The 25,651-nt window shown below is 47.6% G+C and carries 26 protein-coding genes and 1 other RNA gene; 20 read left to right on the top strand and 7 right to left on the bottom strand.

Features of this window, described 5'->3' with window-relative positions:
• Positions 1–142 precede the first annotated feature (142 nt).
• Both H6F73_RS21630 and H6F73_RS21625 read left to right on the top strand, forming a co-directional pair.
• Positions 143–391, top strand: coding sequence for a Ycf34 family protein (locus H6F73_RS21630; RefSeq protein WP_190760836.1), 249 nt, complete (start codon positions 143–145; stop codon positions 389–391).
• Positions 392–517: 126 nt separating this feature from the next.
• Positions 518–1,012, top strand: a complete 495-nt coding sequence (locus H6F73_RS21625) for a DUF427 domain-containing protein (RefSeq protein WP_190760835.1) — start codon at positions 518–520, stop codon at positions 1,010–1,012.
• Positions 1,013–1,014: 2 nt separating this feature from the next.
• On the opposite strand, the gene H6F73_RS21620 is transcribed toward H6F73_RS21625, so the two are convergent.
• Positions 1,015–1,587, bottom strand: a complete 573-nt coding sequence (locus H6F73_RS21620) for an NUDIX hydrolase (protein WP_190760834.1) — start codon at positions 1,585–1,587, stop codon at positions 1,015–1,017.
• Between the two features lie 171 nt (positions 1,588–1,758).
• On the bottom strand, positions 1,759–2,967 hold the full coding sequence (locus H6F73_RS21615; RefSeq protein ID WP_190760833.1) for a NupC/NupG family nucleoside CNT transporter: 1,209 nt from the start codon (positions 2,965–2,967) through the stop codon (positions 1,759–1,761).
• 133 nt (positions 2,968–3,100) lie between these two features.
• Between H6F73_RS21615 and der the strand changes: the two genes are divergently transcribed.
• From der to H6F73_RS21585, 6 genes are all read left to right on the top strand, one after another.
• On the top strand, positions 3,101–4,462 hold the full coding sequence (der, locus tag H6F73_RS21610; RefSeq protein WP_190760832.1) for a ribosome biogenesis GTPase Der: 1,362 nt from the start codon (positions 3,101–3,103) through the stop codon (positions 4,460–4,462).
• 359 nt (positions 4,463–4,821) lie between these two features.
• Positions 4,822–5,826 carry an energy-coupling factor transporter transmembrane protein EcfT gene (locus tag H6F73_RS21605; protein ID WP_190760831.1) on the top strand — a complete coding sequence of 335 codons (1,005 nt, stop codon included), beginning with the start codon at positions 4,822–4,824 and terminating at the stop codon, positions 5,824–5,826.
• Positions 5,827–5,867: 41 nt separating this feature from the next.
• Entirely contained in the window at positions 5,868–7,322 is a 1,455-nt protein-coding gene (locus H6F73_RS21600; protein WP_190760830.1) for an anthranilate synthase component I, read from the top strand.
• A gap of 103 nt (positions 7,323–7,425) precedes the next feature.
• Positions 7,426–7,839: a holo-ACP synthase gene (gene acpS / locus H6F73_RS21595; RefSeq protein ID WP_190760829.1), complete on the top strand. Its 414-nt coding sequence runs from the start codon at positions 7,426–7,428 to the stop codon at positions 7,837–7,839.
• Positions 7,840–7,962: 123 nt separating this feature from the next.
• Complete coding sequence (gene pipX, locus H6F73_RS21590; RefSeq protein ID WP_190760828.1) at positions 7,963–8,232, top strand: transcriptional coactivator PipX; 270 nt, start codon at positions 7,963–7,965, stop codon at positions 8,230–8,232.
• Complete coding sequence (locus H6F73_RS21585; RefSeq protein WP_190760979.1) at positions 8,223–8,894, top strand: YggS family pyridoxal phosphate-dependent enzyme; 672 nt, start codon at positions 8,223–8,225, stop codon at positions 8,892–8,894. The genes pipX and H6F73_RS21585 overlap by 10 nt, the downstream gene beginning before the upstream one ends.
• Positions 8,895–8,978: 84 nt before the next feature.
• Here H6F73_RS21585 and H6F73_RS27095 read toward each other — a convergent pair whose 3' ends face one another.
• Complete coding sequence (locus H6F73_RS27095) at positions 8,979–9,101, bottom strand: hypothetical protein (RefSeq protein WP_277882637.1); 123 nt, start codon at positions 9,099–9,101, stop codon at positions 8,979–8,981.
• A gap of 131 nt (positions 9,102–9,232) precedes the next feature.
• Here H6F73_RS27095 and H6F73_RS21580 point away from each other — a divergent pair, with 131 nt between their 5' ends.
• The 4 genes from H6F73_RS21580 (at position 9,233) to cobJ (ending at position 15,120) form a co-directional block, all read left to right on the top strand.
• Positions 9,233–9,817 (top strand): cell division protein SepF, encoded by a 585-nt coding sequence (locus tag H6F73_RS21580; protein WP_190760827.1) that lies wholly within the window; start codon positions 9,233–9,235, stop codon positions 9,815–9,817.
• Between the two features lie 91 nt (positions 9,818–9,908).
• Positions 9,909–10,730 carry a pyrroline-5-carboxylate reductase gene (gene proC, locus H6F73_RS21575; RefSeq protein ID WP_190760826.1) on the top strand — a complete coding sequence of 274 codons (822 nt, stop codon included), beginning with the start codon at positions 9,909–9,911 and terminating at the stop codon, positions 10,728–10,730.
• 419 nt (positions 10,731–11,149) lie between these two features.
• Positions 11,150–12,724, top strand: a complete 1,575-nt coding sequence (locus tag H6F73_RS21570) for an NAD(P)H-quinone oxidoreductase subunit N (protein WP_190760825.1) — start codon at positions 11,150–11,152, stop codon at positions 12,722–12,724.
• 440 nt (positions 12,725–13,164) lie between these two features.
• Positions 13,165–15,120, top strand: a complete 1,956-nt coding sequence (gene cobJ / locus H6F73_RS21565; RefSeq protein ID WP_190760824.1) for a precorrin-3B C(17)-methyltransferase — start codon at positions 13,165–13,167, stop codon at positions 15,118–15,120.
• On the opposite strand, the gene H6F73_RS21560 is transcribed toward cobJ, so the two are convergent.
• The gene (locus H6F73_RS21560; RefSeq protein ID WP_190760823.1) at positions 15,063–15,473 is read right to left on the bottom strand and encodes a phage holin family protein; all 411 of its coding nucleotides are present in this window, start codon (positions 15,471–15,473) and stop codon (positions 15,063–15,065) included. The genes cobJ and H6F73_RS21560 overlap by 58 nt on opposite strands.
• A gap of 629 nt (positions 15,474–16,102) precedes the next feature.
• On the opposite strand from H6F73_RS21560, the gene H6F73_RS21555 reads away from it, so the two are divergent.
• The 3 genes from H6F73_RS21555 (at position 16,103) to ssrS (ending at position 17,979) form a co-directional block, all read left to right on the top strand.
• Positions 16,103–16,594 (top strand): pentapeptide repeat-containing protein, encoded by a 492-nt coding sequence (locus tag H6F73_RS21555; RefSeq protein WP_190760822.1) that lies wholly within the window; start codon positions 16,103–16,105, stop codon positions 16,592–16,594.
• Entirely contained in the window at positions 16,594–17,751 is a 1,158-nt protein-coding gene (locus H6F73_RS21550) for a 5-(carboxyamino)imidazole ribonucleotide synthase (RefSeq protein ID WP_199330718.1), read from the top strand. The genes H6F73_RS21555 and H6F73_RS21550 overlap by 1 nt, the downstream gene beginning before the upstream one ends.
• A 42-nt stretch (positions 17,752–17,793) precedes the next feature.
• Positions 17,794–17,979, top strand: a non-coding RNA gene (gene ssrS, locus H6F73_RS21545) — 6S RNA.
• A gap of 117 nt (positions 17,980–18,096) precedes the next feature.
• Here ssrS and rpsF read toward each other — a convergent pair.
• Positions 18,097–18,450, bottom strand: a complete 354-nt coding sequence (gene rpsF, locus H6F73_RS21540; RefSeq protein ID WP_190760821.1) for a 30S ribosomal protein S6 — start codon at positions 18,448–18,450, stop codon at positions 18,097–18,099.
• Between the two features lie 603 nt (positions 18,451–19,053).
• Between rpsF and H6F73_RS21535 the strand changes: the two genes are divergently transcribed.
• A complete protein-coding gene (locus tag H6F73_RS21535) occupies positions 19,054–19,845 on the top strand; it encodes a fumarylacetoacetate hydrolase family protein (protein WP_190760977.1) in 792 nt (263 codons plus the stop codon).
• A gap of 43 nt (positions 19,846–19,888) precedes the next feature.
• Here H6F73_RS21535 and H6F73_RS21530 read toward each other — a convergent pair whose 3' ends face one another.
• Positions 19,889–20,365 carry a Tic20 family protein gene (locus H6F73_RS21530; RefSeq protein ID WP_190760976.1) on the bottom strand — a complete coding sequence of 159 codons (477 nt, stop codon included), beginning with the start codon at positions 20,363–20,365 and terminating at the stop codon, positions 19,889–19,891.
• A gap of 131 nt (positions 20,366–20,496) precedes the next feature.
• Positions 20,497–20,694, bottom strand: coding sequence for a hypothetical protein (locus H6F73_RS21525; RefSeq protein ID WP_190669593.1), 198 nt, complete (start codon positions 20,692–20,694; stop codon positions 20,497–20,499).
• A gap of 324 nt (positions 20,695–21,018) precedes the next feature.
• Here H6F73_RS21525 and glyA point away from each other — a divergent pair, with 324 nt between their 5' ends.
• The 4 genes from glyA to H6F73_RS21505 all read left to right on the top strand — a co-directional run bounded on the left by glyA (position 21,019) and on the right by H6F73_RS21505 (position 25,650).
• Positions 21,019–22,302: a serine hydroxymethyltransferase gene (glyA, locus tag H6F73_RS21520; protein ID WP_190760820.1), complete on the top strand. Its 1,284-nt coding sequence runs from the start codon at positions 21,019–21,021 to the stop codon at positions 22,300–22,302.
• Between the two features lie 683 nt (positions 22,303–22,985).
• Positions 22,986–24,047 (top strand): MraY family glycosyltransferase, encoded by a 1,062-nt coding sequence (locus H6F73_RS21515; protein WP_190760819.1) that lies wholly within the window; start codon positions 22,986–22,988, stop codon positions 24,045–24,047.
• A 76-nt stretch (positions 24,048–24,123) separates the two neighbouring features.
• Entirely contained in the window at positions 24,124–25,398 is a 1,275-nt protein-coding gene (locus tag H6F73_RS21510; RefSeq protein WP_190760818.1) for a competence/damage-inducible protein A, read from the top strand.
• A gap of 114 nt (positions 25,399–25,512) precedes the next feature.
• Positions 25,513–25,650, top strand: coding sequence for a hypothetical protein (locus tag H6F73_RS21505; RefSeq protein WP_190669585.1), 138 nt, complete (start codon positions 25,513–25,515; stop codon positions 25,648–25,650).
• Position 25,651: the final 1 nt, after the last annotated feature.

Genomic DNA, 25,651 nt, shown 5'->3' with positions numbered 1-25,651 from the left:
GCTGATAACAATTTAAGCTGAGCTGCGCCGGCTGCCAGAATTTTTAGCTCAGATTTATTGCAATCTCAAATCTAATTTGTCTTAATTGTAATATCAGGAATTTCTTCAAGCTACCTGTTGAAATGTCAAGAGGTCTTTAATCATGTGTATTTGTGTTAACTGCCACTATGTAGACCGTTGCCTGACTTATAATGCCGTCGAAACCCAGCATGAAGAACGTCACCTTACTGAAACCCCAGATTTTGAACCGATTGAACCCACGATTAATGTTAATATTCGTCCGCGTGGGGATGAAATTGAAATGGAATGGGATGTTGTAGGGTGTGCGAGTTTTAAGCAAGAGATGGGCAAGTGGGCAAAATTGCGTCCGGGCGAGCTGATCCCTACTTAGGGAAGGCGAACTGCCGGCATCAGAAAAAGAATTCAGAAGTTAGGTTAATGAGAAAAAAAATCTTCTGAATTCTTTCTATCTGATTTAATTATTTGTCAACCAATCTTCAAAGAGGAAAGTGTTAAAGTGAGCCGCGAACGTATCGAACCTAGTCCAGGACAAGAATCAGTCTGGGATTATCCACGTCCCCCTCGCTTGGAGGACTCGTCTAAGCATATTAAAGTAATTTTTAATGGCATTACAATTGCTGACACGCACCGCGCTAAACGGGTATTAGAAACCAGTCACCCGCCGGTTTATTATATTCCCCCAGAAGATATTAAGATGGAGTATCTTTCTAAGACTCCCCAATCAAGTTTTTGTGAATGGAAAGGACGTGCCGGCTACTATACGGTGAGTGCCGGTGATCAGCAAGTACGAGATGCCGGTTGGTTTTATCCAAATCCAACACCGGCTTTTGCTTCTCTTAAAGATTATGTTGCTTTTTATCCGAGTCGGATGGAAGCTTGTTATGTGGATGGTGAAAAAGTGCAGCCACAGCCTGGAGATTTTTACGGCGGCTGGATTACAAGTGAGATTGTTGGGCCATTTAAAGGCGGTGCCGGCACTTGGGGATGGTAAGTTTAAAGGGTTAAATCTTGCTCTAATTTTCTTAAGTAATTCAATCCTAAGAAAATTGCAGCGATGCTTCCTGAGACGCAAATGTCGCCGGCTGCTATTTTATCCATGACTTCGGATGCCGGCACTAAAACAACTTCAATATCTTCTGTAATATCTAAGACTTGTTCACTTGATTTTTTTGCATTTTGAGCGAAAAATAAGTGAAGTTTATTTGTATCTTTAACGGGATTGTCGTATAAAGTGGCAATTTTAGTTAAGTTGCCGGCAGTGTATCCAGTTTCTTCTGTTAGTTCTCGCATTGCGCCCGATTCTGCACTCTCAAAATTTGGCTCAACAGCGCCTGCGGGTAATTCCAAAAAAATTTCACCGACTCCATGCCGGTATTGCCGCACAAAGACGATTTCTTGATTTTCTGTTAGGGCAAATACAAGGGCGATGTCGGGTCGAATATTGATGAAAAAATCGTTAATAATTTTACCGTTGGGGAGTTCTACTTCGTCTTGTCTGATTTGACACCAGGGATTATTAAAAACTAGGTTGGAGTTTAAGGTTTTCCACTTTTTTAAGTGTTTCATGATGTGATTTGTTGAATTTTTTTTTAAGGTTAATATTTGAGGAAAGTGGATTTTTTTATTTAACCGCAGATAAACGCAGATAAACGCAGATGTAAGCGGAGTGGGATGAGAGAAATTTATAGATATACGCAGATGAAGAAGGATGTTTTATCTGTTGTTGTTGGAAGCTTTCTACAATAGCATTCCTGCTATACAAGCTGTCATGAAACAAGCAATGGAGCCGGCAATCATTGCTCGAAATCCTAATCTAGCTACGTCTTGCTGACGTTCGGGAACCATGCCACCAATACCGCCTATTTGAATGGCAATTGAGCCAATATTAGAAAAGCCGCAAAGGGCATAAGTTGCGATAATTACGGCTCGTTCTGAGATTGCTTTTTTTTCGACTAATGCTTTTAAATCTAAATAAGCAATAAATTCATTAAGAATCGTTTTTTTACCTAGTAAGATACCCACTTGGGCGCAATCTGCCACAGGAATTCCCATTAGCCAAGCAACCGGCCACATTAAGTAAGAAAGGATTAATTCTAAAGAAAGTTGTGGCAAACCAACCCATCCGCCTAGCCAACCTAGCAGCGCGTTTAACATCGCGAGAAGCCCCAAGAAAGCAATGAGCATTGCCCCTACATTTAGCGCTAGTTTCCCACCTTCGCGTGCGCCTGAAGCGGCTGCATCTATGGCATTGGCATAAACGCGTTCTACCTTGACTTGTACAGTACCGGCTGTGAGGGATTTCTCGGTTTCTGGGTAAAAAAGTTTTGAGACGGCTAACGCTGCCGGTGCAGACATCACGGAAGCGGCAATTAAATGTTCTGCCGGCACTCCAAAGGAAATATAAGCCGCCATCACGCCACCGGCAATCGTTGCAAATCCGCCGGTCATGACGGCATATAATTCTGATTGCGTTAGAAACGGCACATAAGGCTGAATCAGCAAGGGTGCCTCGGTTTGACCGACAAAAATATTCGCTGCACAGGAAAGTGATTCTGCCCCAGAAGTACCCATCGTTCGCATCATTCCCCATGCCATCCATTGCACCACTCGCTGCAAAATTCCGTAGTGGTAAAGTAAGGTGATGCAGGAGGAGAAAAAGATAATCGTTGGTAGCACTTTGAAGGCTATAAAATGATCGGCAAAGTTATCTCCAAATACAAATTTCGCGCCGGCATCAGAAAAATTTAAAAACTGGCTCACCACATCGCCTAAAAACTTAAACACGGCAAACCCGGCAGATGTCTTGAGAATGAGCAGGGCAAAAATTAACTGCAAAGCAATTCCCCACAACACCGGACGCCACCGCACCGCCTGCCGGTTTATTGAAAAAGCATAGGAAAGCCCGACAAAAAATACCAATCCCAGCAATGAAATTGCTCGTTCCATCTTTTAATTTGAGATTTGAGTTTGAAATTTTACTTCCCCGCAATTTAAGTAGCCGATAGCCTCTAATCCGAGACAGCGAGTACAATAGTAATTTACAGCTCCCTCAGCGCGGCTAAGCGCTTGAATTCCGGTTATGTCTTTGCCCATTGTTGCTATTATCGGACGCCCAAACGTGGGCAAATCCACCTTTGTCAATCGCCTCGCCGGCGCACAAGATGCTATTGTGCATGATGAACCGGGCGTAACGCGAGATCGCACCTACCAGCAAGCCTTCTGGGGCGATCGCGAATTTATGGTCGTAGACACCGGCGGTTTAGTTTTTGACGATAACACTGAATTTTTACCCCTGATCCGCGAACAAGCGTTGGCTGCGTTGGCAGAGTCTAGCGTTGCGATCTTCGTTGTAGACGGACAAACAGGCCCGACAACTGCTGATCAAACAATTGCAGACTGGTTGCGCCAACAAACTGTACCTGTTTTACTTGCCGTCAACAAATGCGAGTCACCTGAACAAGGATTAACCCAAGCTGCCCAATTTTGGGAACTAGGGCTGGGAGAACCTTATCCCATTTCTGCGATTCACGGTAGCGGAACGGGTGACTTACTGGATGTGGTGCTGACTTATTTGCCGTCGGTGGAGGAAATCGCCGAAACCCCTGAGATTAAAGTTGCCATTGTTGGACGCCCCAATGTCGGCAAATCCAGCCTTTTGAATGCCTTTGTAGGGGAAAACCGCGCGATTGTTAGCCCGATTTCTGGCACCACCCGTGATGCGATTGATATGGTGGTGGAACGCAATGGCCAAACCTATCGCCTGATCGACACAGCCGGTATCCGCAAAAAGAAAAACGTCGAGTATGGGCCGGAGTTTTTTGGAATTAATCGTGCTTTTAAAGCGATTCGCCGCGCGGATGTCGTCTTACTCGTGATTGACGCTGTAGATGGCATTACTGAACAAGATCAAAAACTTGCCGGTCGCATTGAAGAAGAAGGTCGCGCCTGTATCCTTGTTGTCAACAAATGGGATGCAGTTGACAAAGACTCTCACACGATTTACGAATACGAAAGACAGATCAAAGACCGGATGTATTTTTTGGGTTGGGCAGAAACCATTTTTGTCAGCGCCCAAACCGGCCAGCGAGTTGAGAAGATTATAGACTTAGTGAATACCGCCGCTGAACAGCATAAACGCCGCATCAGCACTGCTGTCATTAATGAAGTCTTGCAAGAAGCCCTCAGCTGGCACTCTCCCCCAACCACTCGTCAAGGCCGGCAAGGAAAAATTTATTACGGCACTCAAGTCAAAAGTCAACCGCCTACAATTGCCTTGTTTGTCAACGATATCCAGCGGTTTAATGACAACTACCGCCAATACATCGAACGTCAATTCCGTAAACATCTGGATTTCACCGGCACTCCAATTCGTTTGCTCTGGCGTGGCAAAAAACCTCGTGAAGCAGAACGGGAAACCGCTAACCGGGCGACCCGCCATTAGAGTTTGATATTTTAGAGTTTAGATTGAATGGGAAATCTAAACTCTTCATGAGCTGTAGGGGCGAATTTTCGATACGCTAACAGTGCCGGTTCTAACGCCCCTATTCCATACAGATTATGCCAAATCCCTGAGAGAGTTTAATTAAAAATCAAACAGATTCTAACCAAAAAATTGTTAATTTAACAAATAGATAAAAATTAAGAATAATTTATTATCTTATAAGTAAATAAATTAATGTTTTTGAGTGAAACCACTAAAGAATATAAAATATAGGTTGCTCAAAAACCATTTTTTTTATACCAATATGAAATAACCTAACTGTAAAATTTATAACAAACGTTAAAAGTTAAAACCTTCAGATGGATTTACTGCGCTCACTCCCGCTTGGACTATATCTAGAACAACCGATTACTTGGCTACACCGGCTGGATTCGCGCGTTAAAATCGCATGGCTGATGAGCTTTTTAATTGCCCCGCTTCTGGCAAATTCGCTCTGGCGTCTCGCTCTGGTACTCATTCTAATTGTGCTGACACTCAGTGCAAAAATTCCCTTGCGGGTATGGCGGCAGCAATTAGGATGGCTGCTAACGTTATGTACCTTTATCTTCGTTTTGGGGGCTTTCGCGCCCGATGGAATGGCTGTTAGCTATCAACCCAGACTGCCGGCAAATGAGATAACGTTTGCCCAGCAGCCGGCAACTTTAGCGCCTGTGCCGGTGCGCCGCACCCCCTGGTATAAGCCTTTTGGTTGGGGAGAGAAGGCAGAGAAAGATGGAAGTGCCGGCACACAAACCGAACTCAAAAATCTGCCTCAACCCACCAACTACAATTACATTTTATTTAATCGAGGGCCAATAAAAATTAGCCGACGCTCACTGGAACTCGCCATCAGCCTCAGTACCTTATACTTCACAGTAATTTACAGTACAAACCTCTACCTGCTCACCACAGCACCCGAAGAAATTACAGCCGGCATTGAAAGCTTAATGCAACCCCTGCGACGTTTCAACTGGCCGGTAACAGAAATTGCCCTGACTTTAACCTTATCTTTGCGATTTATTCCCCTCGTTTTGGAAGAAGTACAAAACTTAGTTCGTTCCATCTGGACGCGGGCAATTAACTGGAAAAAACTTGGCTTCCGGGGTGCTACACAAGTTTGGTTAATGGTTGCCGAAAAATTGCTAGAAAATTTACTTTTACGTGCTGCTCAAATCGCTAGCGCGATGCAAGTGCGTGGTTTTACCACCCCAAATCAACATCGCGTTGAGTGGTATCAATTGCGCTTAAAAACCTGGGACGGAATCGCCTTAACCGGCTTAATTTTTTTCTGGGCAGCGCGGTTGATTTGGGGATGGGAAGTCTGATTAATTTTAAATATTAAATTGGAGATGACTCCAACATTCTCATGCAACCTATACAACCCTGGTATTGGCGAAAAATTCCCTTAAACAATCGTACCGGCTCAGAAGTCTTTGACACTCTTTTTCGCATCTCAAATGCCGGCAACTCATCCACAAACGCAATTGCCACGCTGCTAGAAAGTCCGTACATACCAAATGGATACTGTCAACCCCTAACGCGATATTCCATCTGTGCCGGCGCTCCTCGAATCGTAGAGGGCCAACTCCAAATGTGGACACCGGCAGTGGGTGAAATTCTTCCCTTCCTCCGCCGCCAGCTACAACGCGCCACAAACTCAGAACTCACAACTCAGGACTCAGAACTGCCCTTCACCGGCGGCTGGCTGGGCTGGCTAGGCTACGATTTGGCCAAAGAAATTGAGCGTCTACCCGATTTAAAACCCGATCCCCTGCCGTTTCCGGTTGCCTATTGGTACGAACCGGCATCCTTTGCCGTCCTCGATCATCACGAGCAAACCCTGTGGTTAGCCGCTAGCGATGCCGGTGAACTGGATCGAATGCAGGGGCAAGTAGAGAAAGGAACAAAGGCGGAGAAGGGGAGAGAGGGAGAGGGGGAGAAATCTCTTAATTCCCCAATGCCGGCTCCTAAATTTCAAATGTCTCAAGCAGAATATCAGGCAGCCGTTCTGCAAGCTCAAAAATATATTCGTGCCGGTGATATCTTTCAAGCCAATCTTTCCCTGAGATTTGAAACCCGCACCAATGCTGAAAGTTGGTCGATTTATCGCGCCTTGCAACAAATTAATCCTTCTCCCTTCGCTAGTTACTGGCAAACACCGTGGGGAGACATGATCAGCTGTTCTCCAGAACGGTTAGTGCAGCTGCAAAACCGGCAAGCCCAAACCCGCCCGATTGCCGGTACCCGCTCACGCGGCAGCACACCGGCACTTGATGAACAACTCGCCAAAGACTTACTCGCCAATATTAAAGAACAAGCCGAACACATCATGCTCGTTGACTTAGAGCGCAATGATTTAGGGCGAGTGTGTGAGTGGGGATCGGTTTTTGTAGATGAATTACTTACAATCGAGCGCTACAGTCATGTCATGCATCTCGTTAGCAACGTCATCGGCACAATGCAACCAAATTGTGACGCCGTAGATTTAATTCGCGCCATGTTTCCCGGCGGCACGATCACCGGCTGCCCCAAAGTTCGCTGCATGGAAATTATTGAAGAATTAGAGCCGGTGCGTCGCAATTTGTTCTACGGTTCTTGCGGCTATTTAGATTGGCAAGGCAACTTAGACTTAAATATCCTAATCCGCACCCTATTATTCACTCCAGAGTCAAGCTCAACACAGCATTCAAATATTGTTTGGGGTCAAGTCGGTGCCGGCATTGTTGCAGACAGCGATCCGGAAAAAGAGTGGGGTGAATCTTTGCAAAAAGCAAAAGCTCAGCTCGCCGCCCTCAAACAAACTCAAATATATCCCCCCTGATTACCGTAGCGCTCAAAGCCCTATTGTCAAAAGAAACAAACATTCGCGCAATGGGGGGCATTTTCTCTTAAAGTAATGGTTGACATCGTGGAGAGCAGCCACTTTGACCATTCACCTCGGTACTGATATTGTTTACATTCCCCGAATTCAAGGAGCGTTAGACCGCTTTGGTGAGCGCTTTGTGCGGCGAGTCTACACCCCGGCTGAACAGCGCGATTGTACCCAATTGGAAGGCAATTCACGCACCAGAAGCGGAGGCGGGAATCAAGCTTCAATCAAACGGTTTGCAGGGCGCTGGGCCGCCAAAGAAGCGGTTGTTAAAGCGTTGGGAACCGGCTGGCAGGGAATCCGCTACACCGATGTTGAAATTCAACGCCAACTTACGGGTGCACCGCAAGTCTGCCTATATGGCTCCGCTGCCGCTTTGGTTGCTGATTGGGGACAGTGCCAGTGGCAGCTTAGCATTAGCCACGATGGAGAGTATTGCACCGCAACCGCGTTGGCGTTTTGCGCTTGAAGTTAAAACTTGTTGAGGAAAGTCAGGCGTGGGTGATCGCATCAGCTTTCCAGTACAGACCCGAAATCCCTTGTTTCTTAAATATCTTACGTTGAGCCATGCCAGAGGCGAATCGGACAATCAATGGATACAGAAAATTACTTAAATCATCCCACGTTTGGCCTGCTTTACCAGATATGTGTGCTGGGCGAGGATCAGGAATTGTTCACCACACTCTACGCCCAACGCTTATTTTTTCTGGTGAGTGCCGGCACCACAGGCATGAAATTTGAGCCGGTTACTCGCGCTGACGCTCGCTTAATGGTAGAAAATCGCTTACGCTTGCTTCGCCGCACCGGCCAGATGAAGGAGTACGATCAACTGCAAGTGATTCATCACCGGACATTTCAATGACGATTGCTGAGCGGATTAGGAATATTCGCGCCGGCTTACCGGCTGATGTGCGATTGATTGCCGTCACCAAGCAGGTGCCGGTGGATGCAATGCGAGAAGCTTACGCAGCCGGAATTCGGGATTTTGGCGAAAGTCGCATCCAAGAAGCGGAAGCCAAACAAACACAGTTATCCGATTTGCCAGATATCACTTGGCACTTGATCGGGCATCTACAAAGCAACAAAGTTCAAAAAGCTTTGGAGCAATTTCAGTGGATTCATTCGGTAGACAGCTTAAAATTAGCTCAGCGCTTAGACCGGCTGGCTTGTGAGGGGTCTTTTACGCCCCAAGTTTGCTTACAGGTGAAAATTTTGAGCGATCCCGGCAAATTTGGCTGGACAATCCCCGATTTACTCGCGGATCTGCCTGATCTCGCTCAGTGCCGGCATCTGCAAATTCAAGGTTTGATGACAATTCCTCCCATCGACATCGATGAGGCTGAAACCTTGGCTGTGTTTGAGCGCACCCGTGAACTGGCCGCTCAGATTGCAGAACAAAACTGGCCAAATGTGCAAATGCAACAACTGTCAATGGGAATGTCTGATGATTACCCGCTAGCGGTTAAAGCCGGCGCGACGATGATCCGGCTGGGGACGATTCTATTTGGCAAACGGACAACATAATTCTCTGGTTAATAACAAAAACGCCGGTTGCGGTATAAAATAAGCTGTTAAATTGGACAGTGCAGAGGACATAGAACTTAACACTTAAGGAGTGAGCGGAAACCAGATTCCCCTAGGAAGCCCTTCAAATACCCGCCAAGCGATCTCAAAAAAGTCAGCAACCAGTAAATTCTTCTGGAGCCGGCTAAAAAATGTGATCGTAGCCATAAAATCCAATTCAAACGCTTAAAGTGAATAGGGTTTTTGTCCAAAAACTTTTAACGAGAAGCTTTGCTTAATCTTCCTATCGAGGGAATCTGTTTGTTAGAGTTAACCCTAGTTGTAATGGAGCGTCAACCGTGAACACCATTTTTTCAAAGCTACGTGACTTTGTCGGTCTCAACCAATCCGTTGATTACGAGTACGAATACGACGAGATGGAAGGAGACAGATATCAAACGGTCTATCAAGATGAAAATGCCTCGCCTCAAACGGCAGAAGACCGTCCAAATCGCGCTCGATTACGCGAGCAAGCTATGACAGGCGCACCTATCGGTACAGGAATAAATAATGTGATTGGATTGCCAGGAGCTGCAAACGGAATCTCTGAAGTGGTGGTAATGGAACCCCGCACCTTTGAAGAAATGCCTCAAGCGATTCAAGCGCTGCGGGGACGCAAGTCGGTTGTTTTAAATCTGACCTTGATGGACCCAGACCAAGCTCAGCGGGCTGTAGACTTTATTGCCGGCGGCACCTATGCCCTGGATGGCCATCAAGAACGCATTGGGGAAAGCATCTTCCTCTTTACACCGAGCTGTGTTCAAGTCAGCACCCAATCCGGTGTTGTTCATGACGTTCTGCAGCCGCACCTGCGGACTTCTCGCCCAGCCGGCACAGCACCCGCTCCCAACTGGACGCCAGAACAAGTACGCATGGTTCAATAAAGTTATTAGTCGTCGGTAAGGGCGGGTTGCTGAAACCCGCCTGTACAGCGGTCAGTGGCCAAAACAACTGACCCCTAAGAATAAAGGACAAATGAGTATCAAGCTTGGCATCATTGGCGGTGGGGTAATGGGAGAAGCTCTATTATCCCGTTTGGTCGCTCAACAAATTTATCGGTCTGACGAAGTTTTAGTGAGCGATCCCCAACCGCATCGGCGCAGTGTTTTATCGCAGCAATACGGTGTGCAGGTGACAGCAGACAATCGCGCCGTTGCTTTTGCCACAGATGTACTGCTGTTGGCGGTGAAACCTCAAGTATTTGACGCACTGACGGTAGAAATTGCCCAGACAGTTGCCTGCGTAACAGATAACCGTATCCCGGTGGTGGTGTCGATTTTAGCCGGCGTTACAGTCAGCAAGCTAGAATTAGCCTTTCCCGGTTGGCCGGTGATTCGAGCAATGCCAAACACCCCGGCAACCGTAGGAGCCGGCATTTCAGCTATTGCAGCCGGCAAACACGTCCAAGCCCAACATCTAGAGCAAGCGCAGCAAATCCTTCAGGCAGTGGGGGAAGTGGTAGAAGTTCCCGAATCGATGATGGATGCTGTAACCGGCCTTTCGGGTTCTGGCCCTGGTTATGTGGCAATTTTGATAGAAGCCTTGACAGATGGTGGTGTTTATGCAGGGCTGCCTCGTGCAGTCGCGCAGAAGTTGGCACTGCAAACAGTCTTGGGAACAGCCATGCTGTTGCAAGAATCGGGAATGCACCCTGCTGACTTGAAGGATCGGGTAACGAGTCCGGGTGGCACCACAATTGCCGGCATCGCGCAATTAGAAAATGCCGGCTTCCGTTCAGCTTTAATTGAAGCAGTGAAAGCAGCGGCGTGCCGGTCTAAAGAACTTGGCAATTCGTGAGTGATATTCTTTCTAAAATATCTTTTCTTTTGTGAAAGCTAGCCTTGTCTAAAGTTCTCACAATTTTTTGCGACGAACTTCTAAAATCTTTTTCTTTTTTAAAAAAGGAAACGATAAAATTTCCGATGCAGAAGAACTGAATTAATGCTTTATGGGTGAGGTGTTAATTGCTGCGATTGTACTTCAAAAGAATTTAACATTAATCACCGGCAACTGCTATCACGCATAGCCAATCAAGCATTAATTTATAACTTAAAACTTGATAACTGGCGGATTTTAAAACTGTTATCGAGCCGGCAAAATTGACGCGAACGCCCACATTACCCTAGAGTGGGTCAGAGAACGCGGTAAAATTCAAGATTGTAAAATAATTTTAAGCATTGCTGCCAAGCGCTACCAATATCTGCCTAATTAGCCTTATGAACTTTGCCAATCTTGCAGCCCAGCTAAACGCCGGCACAGTATTGCCAGAGGGGATCGTCATCGTCACCCTCTTGGTCGTGCTCGTGGGCGATCTGATCGTCGGGCGCACCTCCGCCCGTTGGACACCCTACGTGGCGATCGCCGGCCTTCTCGCTTCAACCGTCGCCCTTTATTATCAATGGGATAGCACCAACACCATTGGGTTTATGGGAGGCTTTAACAGCGATCCCCTGAGTCTCGTTTTTCGCGGCACAGTTGCCCTCTCGGCTGCCGTGACAATTCTAATGTCCATCACCTACGTTGAGCAATCGGGCACCTCCCTAGCGGAATTCTTGGCAATTTTACTCACCGCCACCATCGGGGGGATGTTCCTCTCCGGCGCTGATGAACTGGTGATGATCTTTATTTCCTTAGAAACTCTAAGTATCTCCTCCTACCTACTCACCGGCTACACCAAGCGAGATCCGCGTTCTAATGAAGCCGCCTTAAAATATCTGCTGATCGGCGCGTCCAGTTCGGCAGTCTTCCTCTACGGCGTTTCTCTGCTGTACGGAATGTCAGGCGGCGAAACCCAGCTAAGTGCAATTGCCGCCGGCATCGCCAACGCCAATGCCGGTCAATCTTTAGCAGTTATCATCGCTTTAGTCTTTGCAATTGCCGGCATCTCCTTCAAAATCTCAGCCGTTCCCTTCCACCAGTGGACACCTGACGTTTACGAAGGTTCTCCAACTCCTATTGTTGCCTTCCTTTCCGTCGGTTCCAAAGCCGCTGGATTTGCCCTCGCTATCCGCCTGTTAACCACTGCTTTCCCCGTCGTCACCGAACAGTGGCACTTTGTTTTTACCGCCTTAGCTGTGTTGAGTATGGTGTTGGGGAACGTCGTTGCCCTCGCCCAAACCAGCATGAAGCGAATGCTTGCTTACTCTTCCATCGCCCAAGCCGGCTTTGTGATGATTGGCTTAATCACCGGCACACAAGCCGGTTATGCCAGCATGGTGTTTTATCTCCTAATTTACCTGTTCATGAACTTGGGAGGTTTCGCCTGTGTTATTCTTTTCACGCTCCGTACCGGCACAGACCAAATTAGCGAATACTCAGGGTTGTATCAAAAAGATCCCCTGCTGACTTTAGCACTGAGTATTTGCTTACTTTCTTTGGGGGGGATTCCTCCGCTTGCCGGCTTCTTTGGCAAGATTTACCTGTTCTGGGCCGGCTGGCAATCCGGTGCTTACGGTTTAGTCTTGTTGGGGTTAGTGACCAGTGTTGTCTCTATTTACTACTACATCCGCGTCGTCAGGATGATGGTTGTCAAAGAACCCCAGGAAATGTCCGATGCTGTGAAGAATTACCCAACGATCCGTTGGGATTTGAGCGGAATGCGGCCTTTGCAAGTGGGTTTAGTCCTAACATTGATTGCGACTTCTCTGGCAGGTATTTTGTCTAACCCTCTGTTTACTTTGGCTAACAATTCTGTCAGCCGGACTCCGATGTTGCAAGCCACAATGGTGCAACCAAAGTCCGTAGCATCTGCGCCGGCTGTTAAGAGTGTGCCGGTGGCGAGAAGAAATTAGTTTCTTTTTCAGGAAGGGTTTACTAGACAGGTTAGTTGTTTATTCTGTCAATTATTGAGGAAGCGCCTGATGGGAAGTCAGGCGCTTTTTTTGTGTGGTGAAGGTTTGTGGGTTTTAAGATTTTTTAACCGCAGATTCCGCAGGTGAAACTTGAATGTGCTTTGCTCATCATTCTAGTTCCACCTGCGTCCACAGATAACGCAGATGATAGCGCAGCGTGCCGTTAGGCATAGATGATGGTTTGTGAGGTTGAGGATTTTTGGGGATAAATTTAAGATTTTTTTGACCACAGATGCACACAGATAAACACAGATGATAGCGCAGCGTGCCGTTAGGCATAGATGATGGTTGATGATGGGAATGGAGGATGTTGGCTGGACATCTATTCGTTGTTGTGTCAAGCTTGCTAAGCTTAAGTTTATCTATCAATTAAGTTTTCAATGGGATTACTCTTGGCTGAGTTTCAGCCTTTAGCTGCAATTGCTACGACTCCTGCCGGCGCTAAACGCTTGCTGTCTTTCTGTCAGAGTGCTGATGCGACTCTATGGGTGCCAGAATCTCTATTGGATGTTGTAAAGACGGCAGGTGAGCAAAATACTCGTCTTACAATAAAAGCTTACACCGGCTCTCTTAAAGACCACCTGGCTAATATCTGGGCTGATCATGGGGCGTTTGTCTTTAGTTTGGCTGCCGGTGCGGTTGTTCGCCTCATTGCACCCCTTTTGCAGCATAAATCCACTGATCCAGCAGTTGTGGTTGTTGATGAAACCGGCCAGTTTGTAATCAGTTTATGCAGTGGACATCAAGGCGGCGCGGATCAACTGGCAAGGTTAATTGCAAGGCAACTGGGTGCAACTCCTGTTTTAACCGGCGCTTCAGCAGGATTGGGTTTGCCGGCAGTTGATATGCTGGGTGTTCCTTTTGGCTGGCAACGCGGCGAGGGAGATTGGACGGGTGTGAGTGCAGCAGTTGCACGCGGAGAAACTGTAGAAATCTTTCAAGAAGCCGGTTTAACTCTCTGGCAATCTCACCTACCGGAAGGGCATCCCTTTTATTTTGAGAGAGGGGAAGAAAGAGAAAATATCCCCCCCATGCCCCATGCTCAAATTAGGATTACTTTTAAAGATCAACTTCTAATATCCCCTTCCCCTATTCCACAAATACACTGGCATCCCAAAGTTTTATGGGTGGGAATCGGCTGTGAACGGGGAACGTCGAGACAATTAATTGAAACTGCTATTCAGCAAGTATTTAAAACTCATCAACTCGCGTTAAAAGCGATTGCCGGCATCGCGACTATCGATATCAAAGCCGATGAAGTGGGAATTATCGAACTTTGTCAAGATTGGCACTTGCCGGTAAAAACTTTCCCAGCAGAAACCTTACGCGGCATCCCTGTCCCTACCCCTTCAACGATTGTAGAAGCAGAAGTGGGAACTCCCAGTGTTGCTGAAGCGGCGGCAATTGCAGCCGGCAATCAATTTTCTAATCCTTTAATGCCGGCAAACAATTCCCTACTAATTCCCAAACAAATTTACCGAGATCCAGAACAACCAGGGGCAGTTACGATTGCGGTTGCTCAATCTCAGCAAGAATATACGGGACGCACCGGCACTCTATTTCTGATTGGTACAGGACCGGGAAAACTCGATCAAATGACGCCGGCGGCTCAAACTGCGGTGACTCAAGCTGATGCCGTCATCGGATATTCCCTCTATATCGACCTTATCGCCCCTCTGCTGCGTGCCGGTCAAATCGTTGAATCCCTCCCCATTACCCAAGAACGCCAACGTGCCGAACGCGCAATTGAGCTGGCAAATTGGGGTTTAACGGTTGCCGTTGTCTCATCCGGTGACTGCGGTATCTACGGCATGGCGGGTTTAGTGCTAGAAGAACTCCGCGCCCTAGGTTGGGATGGTAAAGTGCCGGCAGTCCAAGTTTTCCCCGGCATCAGTGCCTTGCAATCTGCTGCTTCTCGCGTCGGCGCACCTTTAATGCACGACTTTTGCGCCATCAGCTTGAGCGATTTACTGACGCCTTGGGAAGTCATAGAAAAGCGCCTTACAGCCGCTGCAATGGCAGACTTTGTAACAGCGCTTTACAATCCGCGCTCACTGACTCGAACTGAGCAGATTGTGAGCGCCCAGCAAATTTTCTTAAAACATCGTCACCCTAGCACGCCGGTAGCCATTGTTCGCTCGGCCTATCGAGAGGATGAAGAAATTACGATCACTACCCTTGACAAATTTAATGAAATACCCATTAATATGCTGACAACTGTGCTAATTGGCAACAGCAGCACCCGCACCCATGCAGATTGGATGATTACGCCAAGAGGTTATCTGGGATTTGATGCTGAATCTGGCAAAGAATCTACCCCACGCGAGCCGATTTGAGGCGAATTCGGCACCGGCTGTACAAACTTGCCGACTGCGCCGGAAACAAACGACAGCACCACTGAACCCATCAGGGCGGAAAAGATATTTCCAACGATAAAACCAGGCGTTACTGCGCCGACTAGCTGAAGTGTGAGGGCGTTAACGACAAACAAAAACAAACCCAAGGTCAAAATTGTAACCGGAAGTGTTAAAACGACCAAAAGTGGTCTAACAATCGCATTGGCTAAGCCCAAGACAACTGCTGCAATGGCGGCAGCCTGAAAACTTTGAACTTCCATGCCCGGTACAATATAGGAGGTAAAAACCAGGGAGCTGGCTGCAACTAACCAAGTTATTAGAAAGTTTGGCATGATATCACCTTTGTTAAACTTCATCTATTCAGATCCTAGACAAAAAGAAGGGCGATCTTGTATACCGGATGAGATAAGCACAAAGACAGATTTGCCAGCCAAGAAGTCTAAGCGGCTATGTATTTATTCTTTTTGTTGAGATAGAGGGGGAGATGGGGAGAAGCATTGGTTGAGGTCAATCCGGTGTCAAAGAATAGCGAATTAGGTGTACGTTCGTTTAACAATTTATTTGAAGCAGAAGTTTCTTATGGTTAAAATGCCGCTATTTTAAAACAAAATAAAATAACTTCAAAATTTTAAATATTTCAAAGTTTTAACTTTAGGAAACTTCAAAAAACTCAAATTTGGCTAGGCAATGCTTGCTGTTCAGGTAGTATCAGAACTTTCTCTCTAAACACCTCTGCAAAAATTTAAGAACGAATTTTTGAATTAAAATAACCGCAGAATGAGAAAATAATTTAATCAACCCCCATCAAAACCAAACTCAATGCGCTGCCAACTGCTCTCTAACAAGTAAAGGCATTCGATTCGGCTTGATAAAATATGAATCGAGCAAAAGATTTATAAGCCGAATATTTCGCTTTGACTGGAATATTTGCTTAATGTGTTCAATTTCATCGGATATTTTTATGATTCTTCGGCTACTGACTGCATTTCTACTCGCCCTGATTTGTTTGTGCCGGCCCTCCCCAGCCCAAGCACTAGACTATCCCCCCCCTCTCTCGTTTAGTAACGCTCAACTTAGCCGGCGAGATTTTTCTGGGCAAACTCTGCAAGTGGCAGAATTTTCTAATGCCAATCTGGAGTTTACTAACTTTGCCGATGCCGACTTACGGGGTGCAATCTTTAGTGCTTCTGTCTTGACGAAAGCTAATTTTCACGGTGTAGATTTAACCAACGCAATGGTGGATCGCGTCAACCTTAACGGCGTCGATTTAAGCGATGCGGTTTTGGTAGAAACCATTTTGCTGCAATCAATCTTTAATAATACAAACATCGCCGGCGCTGACTTTACAGATGCCATGCTTGACGGCGCTCAAGTTAAAGAACTCTGCGCTAAAGCTTCCGGTGTTAACTCAAAAACCGGCGTGTCCACTCGTGACTCATTGGGGTGCCGGTAATGGTAATAGAGCGAGTCGGAATCATTGGCGGCGGACAATTGGCTTGGATGATGGCGGGTGCTGCCGAGAAATTGGGGGTGAAATTAATCATTCAAACGCCCAATCAGAGCGATCCAGCCGTTGCCATTGCTACGGATACCATCTTGGCACCGATTGATGATGCCGAAGCCACCGCGCAGCTAGCCAGCCGGTGCGACGTAATCACCTTTGAGAATGAATTTGTTAACTTAGACGCCTTAATGCCTCTAGCCGAAAGAGGCGTTTGTTTCCGCCCCAGCCTGCAAGTTTTAGCACCCCTACTAGATAAATACCATCAGCGCTCCTATATGCGGGATTTAGGACTGCCGGTGCCTAAATTCTTTGCCCTAGAAGAAAAATCAAGCGCCCAAGCAGCCGCTCCCCAAATTGAACCCTCGGATTTCCCGCTAGTGATGAAAGCCCGCCGGCATGGTTATGATGGCCAAGGCACTGCGATTATCAAAAGCCAATCCGAGCTAGAAGCGACTTGGGAGCAATGGAAATATGTGCCGGTGATGTTAGAGGAATTTGTCCCCTTTGAGCGAGAATTAGCGGTTATCGCCGCTCGTTCCGCTGCCGGTGAGATTGCGATTTACCCGATTGTGGAAACCCAGCAAGAAAACCAAGTGTGCCGGCGTGTGATTGTGCCGGCGAATCTTGAGCCAAAAACAATAGTAGAGATTGAAGAAATTGCCCGCACCCTTTTAGAAAGCTTGCAAGCAGTTGGCATCTTTGGCATTGAGCTATTTTTAACGGCCACTGGACAGGTGCTGATCAATGAAATTGCCCCTCGCACCCACAATTCTGGTCATTTCTCCCTTGATGCCGGCGAAACCTCCCAATTTGAACAGCATCTCAGAGCGGTTTGTAATCTACCCTTGGGAAACCCAAATCTTAGTTGTGCCGGTGCTGTGATGGTGAACCTGTTGGGTTATGAGCGTTCCCAAAACCCCTACCTTGCCAAACGGCAACAGCTGGCTGAGATTCCTCACGCTCATGTCCACTGGTACGGCAAGACAGAATCACGCCCTGGACGCAAATTGGGGCACGTTACTGTTTTGCAAAATTCCCCATCTGCCCAGCTGCGGCAAGAAAGTCTGAAGCTAGCCCAGATTTGCGACTCGATTTGGTACGGTTGATACCCCCTTGCGAACGCTGGCGAAGTGATTACAATAGAAGAGGTTCCACTGAGACGTTGGTGACTGCCAATAATGTTTTATGATCTATGTCTTGTTGAAAAAGGGAACCTAATAGTTTCTAGCAGCAGTAGACCGGCCAAGTAGCCGGAAACTTTAAGCTGGACAATCGGTGCCCACCTGGATTTTTCCAGGTCAAAAACTGAGGTAAGACGGCGTTTCGGTGAACCCACAAAAATTTTCTCCTGTGTCTAGAGGACAGAGGAGTTTTTGCTTTTCGGTGAACCTACAAAAAATTTCTCCTCTGTCCAAAGGACAGGGGAGTTTTTGCAATGAGCTGTAAGTAAATTAAACTGCGACGGCTGCGGCTGTAGCTGTGGCAGTGCTTGCGGCTGGCTCTGCCTTTGGCTCAGTCACTTCTTGCTTAATCGTCAGATAACGAATCACTTCATCACTCAAACGCATCGCTCGCTCCACAAGCGCCACTACGTTTCCTGGTGCCTGGTAGTTCATTTGAATATAAATGCCTTCCCGGTAATTCAGGATTTCGTAGGCTAAGCGACGCTTGCCCCGATGCTGAGTATCCACCGGCTCTGCTCCGTTATCGCGCAGAATCTTTTGGTACTTGGCAATTGCTTGTTCTGTTAGCTCTTCGCCCATATCTGGACGCAAGATGTACATGGTTTCGTAAATGTAGTTCATGAGTTCCTATCCTTTGGACATTTTCCCTAGGTCAAACCTTCAGGCTTAAGCGGGTAATATTGTTGTGCACACGACAGACTAAACCTACGGTGCCTCCTTTAAACTCAACAGGCAGTGCAGCCGCCTGCGGAGGCATTAAGACCCCCAGCCACAGCAAGTTGAGTGCGCTACAGCAGCCGCTTCTCTTGACTTGCAAAACCTATATCTTAGCATCCAAAACATCTAACTCACAATTGAATTTGTGTTGAATGTCTCTGGACACCGGCATCCCTATCTTTTTTAGAAGGCAGCAAGCACCTACTTAAAACAAATCCGGTTGATTAATTTCAAATATTGAGGGAGCTGCTAATCGCTCAAACCTTGGCGGCTTATGGATTACGCCAGACTTCATCCCATCCCTATTCTAAAATTAAACCCTAAAAATTGATACAACTCCCCAGCGTTACTGAAGAACTGAGGCATTACAATATTGTGGATTTTGATCGGATAGTCATTCATCTTTTCTTATCAACGGGTGCCTTTTAAGCTGTGAACAGTGAAAATCTACGTTTGAGCGATTCGCACGCAAGCTCAACAATAAATCCTAAAACAGAACGCAAAGTCATGGCACAGCGCTACGTCCGCGTCCAAACACCAAAGGGACAGATTCACTATGGTTTATTGCAACTTAGCCGAGGCGTTCAGGTACTTGATGCGCCTCCCTGGTTAAAAGGGCAACCCACTGACTTGCACTTAGAACCAGATAGTTATCAAATCCTCGCGCCCTGCGCTCCTTCCAAAATTGTTGCAGTTGGCAAAAATTATGTCGATCATGCCGCCGAAATGGGCACACCCGTGCCGGCTGAACCTCTCTTGTTCCTGAAACCGCCAACCGCTGTGATCGCAACAGAAACATCGATCACCTATCCAGTCCAGTCAAAGCGGGTGGATTACGAGGGAGAACTGGCCCTGATTATTGGCGAACCTTGTGCCGACTGCAACCCAGGGGAGGCCCAAAATAAAATTTGGGGTTACACGATCGCCAACGATGTCACTGCTAGGGATTTACAGCAGCAGGATGGACAGTGGACACGAGCCAAAGGATTTAATACCTTCTGCCCCCTTGGGCCGTGGATTGTCCGAGAATTAAGTCCGGGTGCACGTCTGCAAACCTTTGTAAATAACAGCCCTCAGCCGGTGCAGTCCTCCTCGATTGATCGGATGGTTTTTCCACCGGATGTTCTGGTATCCTATATCTCTCAAATCATGACTCTCCTGCCCGGAGATGTGGTACTCACCGGCACACCACAGGGCGTCGGGCCATTGCAAATTGGTGATCGGGTTCGCGTTGAAATAGAAGGAATTGGCGCACTGGAAAATACTGTAGTGGCACGGCCATCATTGAGCCGGCCATAAAGCCTTAAAGTGCTATCAGGGTGTCTTCGCTCCTCACATCTCCCTAACGCACTTGCATATGAACCGCCTCGGAAATCGTCGGGATTTCTGCATAACGCCCCATCGCCGACTGCACCACGGCATAGATAAAGGCTGCCAACACGCCCAGAAATATCATGTTATATAGCGTTTCCATGACAAATCCGGTTTGGAGACCCTTGCCTAAAATGGGCACAATTATCCCGCACAGCATCAAAACAATATCTAAAAGAATTGCCTGCATGGTGTTGAAACGAATAAAATGACTGATTTTTTCGTTTCTGACCACAAGAAGAAACAAGGCAAAGAAAATAATCAAGCCGGCGAAGGGAATCGTGTTATAAATCTGCAACAAGGGCAGCAACGGTAGCAAAATAAGCCCTAGAGGTGGAAATTGTGCAAATAAAAACTGCCCAAAGACGATTCCATCAATGAGGGGCAGCAGATAAGGCAAGCAGGCAAAAATCCGATCTGAAACAGTCATAGAACCGCGCCAAGACATGAGGTATCCTCCTGAGCCAGAGTGTGTATCATTAGTTGCGTCTGAACTCAGGATAACGCAGTTGCCGAGAACGCTGGAAGGTTGTGCCGGCTCACTGCCAAGAGATCGCACTTGAGTTTCACAGCCGAATATCACTCAATATTGGCAATTCGGAAACCCATCTGACATTCATATTGGGCTGGTTGGTGCTCTGCCAGTTGGCTAATTTGGTTGCCACAGCAAAGTTGACCTTTGCGCCAGCGAGGTTGACCGCTTTGATCGGCCATTAAACAGGTTTGGCAAACTTGCTGAGGGGAAAGTAACTGATTGTCCATCAAAATAACTAACATTCCACACCTCCGGTGATCCCCTACACCACTGAGTTCATTCTATTCAGGCTTTTTGGGAAATCGGGCAAATTAACACACAGCTTAATGTGCCCATCAACGCGTTAAAGTATCTGTTGCGTCATTTTTGACACCGGCCCTCAGGAATCTGTGGCTAAAACTGACCTTCGCGATTGGCAAGGGATTTTCCCTAAAGCATGGTATATAATCAATGTTTTTGGGAAACATAGGCTGGCTGAGAAAGCAACCACATTCTTCGCGAATGCAAGCGCCACTGACCTGAGATTAAAGCCATTGTCGAACATTTTTCCTGGGGAGAGAGCTTCCGTGACTCAGACTAATTTTGACTTCCTCGCCAAGAGCGATCCCGATGTTGCCGGCTTCATCGAGCAAGAACTCCATCGGCAGCAGGATCACTTGGAACTCATTGCAAGTGAAAACTTCACCTCACCGGCAGTTCTGTCCGCCCAAGGCTCAGTCTTAACAAACAAATATGCCGAAGGCTTGCCCGGTAAACGCTATTACGGCGGTTGCGAATTTGTTGACAAAATCGAGCAATTAGCCATCGACCGGGCTAAACAGCTATTCGGTGCCGCTCACGCTAACGTGCAGCCCCACTCAGGAGCACAAGCAAACTTTGCCGTCTTCCTGACTCTGCTAGAGCCTGGAGACACCATTATGGGGATGGATCTCTCACATGGGGGACATTTAACCCACGGTTCCCCAGTGAATGTGTCCGGCAAATGGTTCAAAGTCTGTGACTACGGAGTCAGCCCGGAAACAGAGCAGCTAGACTACGATCAGATCCGGGAATTGGCGCTGCAACACCGGCCTAAATTACTGATCTGCGGCTATTCAGCTTATCCCCGCGTTATCCAGTTTGACAAATTCCGGGCGATTGCCGATGAAATCGGTGCCTACCTGCTGGCCGATATCGCCCACATCGCAGGTTTAGTTGCAACCGGCCACCATCCTAACCCCATCTCCCACTGCCACGTCGTCACCACCACCACGCACAAAACCCTGCGTGGCCCTCGCGGCGGTTTAATCCTCACCGGCGATGCTGAACTCGGCAAGAAACTTGATAAATCCGTGTTCCCTGGCACCCAAGGCGGGCCGCTAGAACACGTCATTGCCGGTAAAGCAGTTGCTTTCGGTGAAGCCCTCAAACCAGAATTTAAAACCTATTCTGGCCAAGTGATTGAAAATGCCCGCGCCCTCGCCGCGCAATTGCAAAAACGAGGCATCAAAATTGTTTCAGGCGGCACCGATAACCACCTGATGCTCCTCGATTTGCGTTCTGTTGGCATGACCGGCAAGCAAGCTGACCAGTTAGTGAGCGCCGTCAATATTACAGCAAATAAAAATACTGTTCCCTTTGACCCAGAATCGCCGTTTGTCACCAGTGGTTTAAGGCTAGGTTCGCCGGCTATGACCACACGCGGCATGGGAAGTGTGGAATTCACAGAAATTGCTGACATTATTGCGGATCGCTTACTGAATCCGGAAGATGAAGCCATTGCCCAAGATTGCCGTCGGCGAGTGGCTTCTTTGTGCGAGCGTTTCCCCCTCTATCCCCACCTCAATACTCCTGTGCCGGCTTTAGTCTAAATTAGCCGGGATTAAGGTATTTGCAGATTTGAAAGATCCAACTCCTCTAGAAAAATTGAGCGGATGAATTTTTAGCAAATACTCAGGCCGGTTTGCGAAATACTTCATCAGCCTTAAAATGCTTCACCTCGGCTGCTTAGCAAGAGGTGGAGCATTTTTTATTTGGGTTGTGATTCCTAATTGCTGAGCTTATTTTTCGCATTTGAAGCATTACAAACACTTCCCTCTTTTTTTAGTAAGGTTGGAAGAATCTGTCGAAATCTTACAGATATTTCCTACTCAAGATGGAGCTGAAACGAGCTGTAGCAGAGTTAGCAGAAAACGTTTTTATTTTTATTTTGCATGGCATTTGCCAGGAATCCGATCAGATTGGATATGGCTACAGCTTTGAACTGAGTTCGGTTTGAAGGCATGAACGCTCAAGCGAAAGTCTAAACCTTGAAAAGATAAAATCAAATGCAGCGTGTTTGAGGGGATCGTTCGCAAGCGATTGTTAAGCCCCTCAAGGCTCCTGCCGGCCTCAATTCTAAAGTCAATTTTGCTGGAATATTCGCAGGGGCAGGGTAAAGGCGACCTAAATTTTAAGATTGGGATTCCTGGTCAACCAAAAGTAACTCTGAATGTCTGAAATGTAGTAGACTCTGCCTGATACGTTCTTCGGCTCGCACCCCAATAATTTTCAGATGCCTTACCATCTGTACCACCTGCTCGCCTTTCTGGTGTCCACCCTCGTTGTCCTCTGGAGCACACCAGTTGTCAAAACAATCGGTCTTAAAAGTGGCCGCGTAGACCAACCGGGCGGACGCAAAGTCCATCAGCGCCCAATGGTGCGCCTGGGAGGAGTATCGATTTTTGCCGGCACTGTTATAGCGCTCCTTGTAGTTTGGGGGTTAGGAGGTTTTGTAGACGCTGGTGGCCAGATTCTCAATCGCGATCAAGAGTATGAAATCTGGGGCGTGACCCTGGGCGGAATTGCTTTTTTCCTGATCGGTCTGGCAGATGACTTGTTTGGCCTTTCGCCTATCAGCCGGCTGTTGATGCAATCAGCGGTTGCCACAATGTCTTGGATGGCTGGCGTCAGTATTGATTTTCTGACAATTCCATTCACAGGACTTACCCAACTCGGTATCCTGAGTCTGCCCATTACCGTGATTTGGTTGGTCGGCATGGCCAATGCCATCAACTGGATTGACGGTTTGGATGGATTAGCTGCCGGTGTCTCTGGCATTGCCGCCGTTGTCATGCTGTTCGTCAGTTTGTTTATGAAACAACCGGCAGCCGCCTTGATCGCAGCAGCTTTAGCCGGTGGAGCACTGGGTTTCCTGCGCTACAACTTCAACCCAGCTCAGATTTTTATGGGAGATGGAGGAGCCTATTTTATGGGCTTCACCCTCGCCGGCGTTGGCGTCATTGGTTTAGTTAAAAGCACCGCAGTTACTGCTGTGCTGATGCCCTACCTGATCCTGGCCGTCCCGATTTTGGATATGTCTGCTGTAATTCTGTCTCGCTTACGCAGCGGAAAATCGCCGTTCACGGCTGATAAACGTCACCTGCATCACCGGCTGCTAGAAGCCGGTTTGTCCCACAGATTAACCGTTCTGTTTATTTACGCCCTGACTTTATGGGTCGGGAGTTTAGCCCTGGCTTTTTCAGGCATACCAAGTGGCATTGCTTACGCATCGGGTGCGACGGCATTACTAAGCTATGCTAGCTGGCGAGTTTGGAAGCACGCCCGCCAATCTTAAGCGAAGGTAGATTTTAGATTTGCGCTCTCCGACACCGTTTAAAATCTACAATCTACAATCTAAACTCGAAAACTCCATGAGTGCTGAAATTATCTGTGTCGGCACAGAACTTCTACTGGGCGACATTCTCAATAGCAATGCCCAATTTCTGGCAAAACAACTGGCCCAACTGGGAATCCCTCACTATTTTCAAACGGTGGTGGGAGATAATCCAGATCGGCTTAAACAAGTATTGGCCATTGCCTGTGAACGATCACAGGTGCTGATTTTTACCGGCGGTCTTGGCCCAACGCCGGATGACCTCACCCATGAAACATTAGCCGACTTTTTTGGCGTCCCCCTGGTTGAACGTGCAGAAATTCTAGAAGATATCGCTCACAAATACGCCCAGCGCGGGCGGCAAATGGCTCCCAGCAACCGCAAACAAGCGTTAATTCCACGCGGGGCTGAAATTTTACCCAATCCTGCCGGTACTGCCCCAGGCATCATCTGGCAACCCCGTGCCGGCTTGAGCGTTCTGACTTTCCCTGGTGTGCCAGGGGAAATGTATGGGATGTGGCGAGAAACGGCTGTGCCTTATTTAAAAAGTCAGGGCTGGGGTCAAGCAATTATCTACAGCCGGACGTTAAAGTTTTGGGGCATTGCTGAGTCTACCTTGGCGGAAAAAGTCTCTGCTTTTCTGAATTTACCAAACCCGACGGTTGCGCCTTATGCGAGTCGGGGTGAGGTGAAGTTGCGAATTTCAGCCCGTGCCGGCTCAGAAATGGAGGCAATTGAGCTAATTACACCCGTTGAGAAGCAACTGCAACAAATTGCGGGACTTGACTATTACGGGGCGGATGATGAGACTCTCCCTGTCGTGGTAGGCCGGCTGTTGCAGAATGCCGGTGAAACCTTAGTTGTGGCAGAGTCCTGTACCGGCGGCGGACTTGGACAAATGCTGACTGAGGTGGCCGGCAGTTCTAATTATTTCCTGGGCGGTGTCATTTCCTACGACAATCAAGTGAAGATTTCCCTCTTAGGTGTGAATTCTGAAGATTTAGAGCAGTTAGGTGCCGTTAGCGATCCAGTGGCAAAGCAAATGGCCAGCGGCGTCCGATCTAGACTGGGTGCGGGTTGGGGGCTAAGTATCACCGGCATTGCTGGGCCTGGAGGTGGAAGTGAGACTAAACCTGTAGGCTTAGTTTATATCGGTCTGGCTGGGCCTGCCGGTGAAGTGGAAAGTTTTGAATACCGATTTGGTGCCCTACGGGATCGGGCTTTAATTCGCCACATCAGCGCCTGCGCGGCCCTCGACCACCTGCGGCGAAAATTGTTAAGCCGGCAGCCTATCGAAAATTTCGTTCCTTGACCTATTGGGATCATTCGTTATGATCGAGTAAAGAACTAAAATGCTGCTTGCCTCACTTAAAATCTTTCGTGGGTAAGCAGTCGCTCAGGCTGAAATTAAGGAGCTTTGTGTTCAATGGATTTCATTGATAACATACTGGAAAAACTTAAGGAATGGGCGCGGAAGCTAATCGAAGCACTTTTAGGGCCAGACGCTCAGCCCGAACCAGAACCGATTCCAGTGCCAGTCAGCGAACCAAAAGGTCGGCGGTAGT

Origin of the sequence: Microcoleus sp. FACHB-68 (genome assembly GCF_014695715.1) — a bacterium.
In the GTDB taxonomy this organism is placed as follows: Bacteria; Cyanobacteriota; Cyanobacteriia; order Cyanobacteriales; family Oscillatoriaceae; genus FACHB-68.
Note: the sequence above shows the minus strand (reverse complement) of the source record. Positions and strands in the feature narration are given on the sequence as shown.

Excerpts from the sequence above, each read along its gene's own strand:
- H6F73_RS21615 (WP_190760833.1), bottom strand. The coding sequence starts at position 2,967 with ATGGAACGAGCAATTTCATTGCTGGGATTGGTATTTTTTGTCGGGCTT.
- H6F73_RS21630 (WP_190760836.1), top strand. The coding sequence starts at position 143 with ATGTGTATTTGTGTTAACTGCCACTATGTAGACCGTTGCCTGACTTAT.
- H6F73_RS21570 (WP_190760825.1), top strand. The coding sequence starts at position 11,150 with ATGAACTTTGCCAATCTTGCAGCCCAGCTAAACGCCGGCACAGTATTG.
- H6F73_RS21535 (WP_190760977.1), top strand. The coding sequence starts at position 19,054 with ATGGCACAGCGCTACGTCCGCGTCCAAACACCAAAGGGACAGATTCAC.
- cobJ (WP_190760824.1), top strand. The coding sequence starts at position 13,165 with ATGGGATTACTCTTGGCTGAGTTTCAGCCTTTAGCTGCAATTGCTACG.
- H6F73_RS21600 (WP_190760830.1), top strand. The coding sequence starts at position 5,868 with ATGCAACCTATACAACCCTGGTATTGGCGAAAAATTCCCTTAAACAAT.
- H6F73_RS21505 (WP_190669585.1), top strand. The coding sequence starts at position 25,513 with ATGGATTTCATTGATAACATACTGGAAAAACTTAAGGAATGGGCGCGG.
- pipX (WP_190760828.1), top strand. The coding sequence starts at position 7,963 with ATGGATACAGAAAATTACTTAAATCATCCCACGTTTGGCCTGCTTTAC.
- rpsF (WP_190760821.1), bottom strand. The coding sequence starts at position 18,450 with ATGAACTACATTTACGAAACCATGTACATCTTGCGTCCAGATATGGGC.
- H6F73_RS21605 (WP_190760831.1), top strand. The coding sequence starts at position 4,822 with ATGGATTTACTGCGCTCACTCCCGCTTGGACTATATCTAGAACAACCG.
- H6F73_RS21515 (WP_190760819.1), top strand. The coding sequence starts at position 22,986 with ATGCCTTACCATCTGTACCACCTGCTCGCCTTTCTGGTGTCCACCCTC.
- H6F73_RS21555 (WP_190760822.1), top strand. The coding sequence starts at position 16,103 with ATGATTCTTCGGCTACTGACTGCATTTCTACTCGCCCTGATTTGTTTG.
- H6F73_RS21530 (WP_190760976.1), bottom strand. The coding sequence starts at position 20,365 with ATGTCTTGGCGCGGTTCTATGACTGTTTCAGATCGGATTTTTGCCTGC.
- H6F73_RS21550 (WP_199330718.1), top strand. The coding sequence starts at position 16,594 with ATGGTAATAGAGCGAGTCGGAATCATTGGCGGCGGACAATTGGCTTGG.
- H6F73_RS21560 (WP_190760823.1), bottom strand. The coding sequence starts at position 15,473 with ATGCCAAACTTTCTAATAACTTGGTTAGTTGCAGCCAGCTCCCTGGTT.
- der (WP_190760832.1), top strand. The coding sequence starts at position 3,101 with ATGTCTTTGCCCATTGTTGCTATTATCGGACGCCCAAACGTGGGCAAA.
- H6F73_RS21510 (WP_190760818.1), top strand. The coding sequence starts at position 24,124 with ATGAGTGCTGAAATTATCTGTGTCGGCACAGAACTTCTACTGGGCGAC.
- H6F73_RS21525 (WP_190669593.1), bottom strand. The coding sequence starts at position 20,694 with ATGTTAGTTATTTTGATGGACAATCAGTTACTTTCCCCTCAGCAAGTT.
- H6F73_RS27095 (WP_277882637.1), bottom strand. The coding sequence starts at position 9,101 with ATGGCTACGATCACATTTTTTAGCCGGCTCCAGAAGAATTTACTGGTT.
- proC (WP_190760826.1), top strand. The coding sequence starts at position 9,909 with ATGAGTATCAAGCTTGGCATCATTGGCGGTGGGGTAATGGGAGAAGCT.
- H6F73_RS21620 (WP_190760834.1), bottom strand. The coding sequence starts at position 1,587 with ATGAAACACTTAAAAAAGTGGAAAACCTTAAACTCCAACCTAGTTTTT.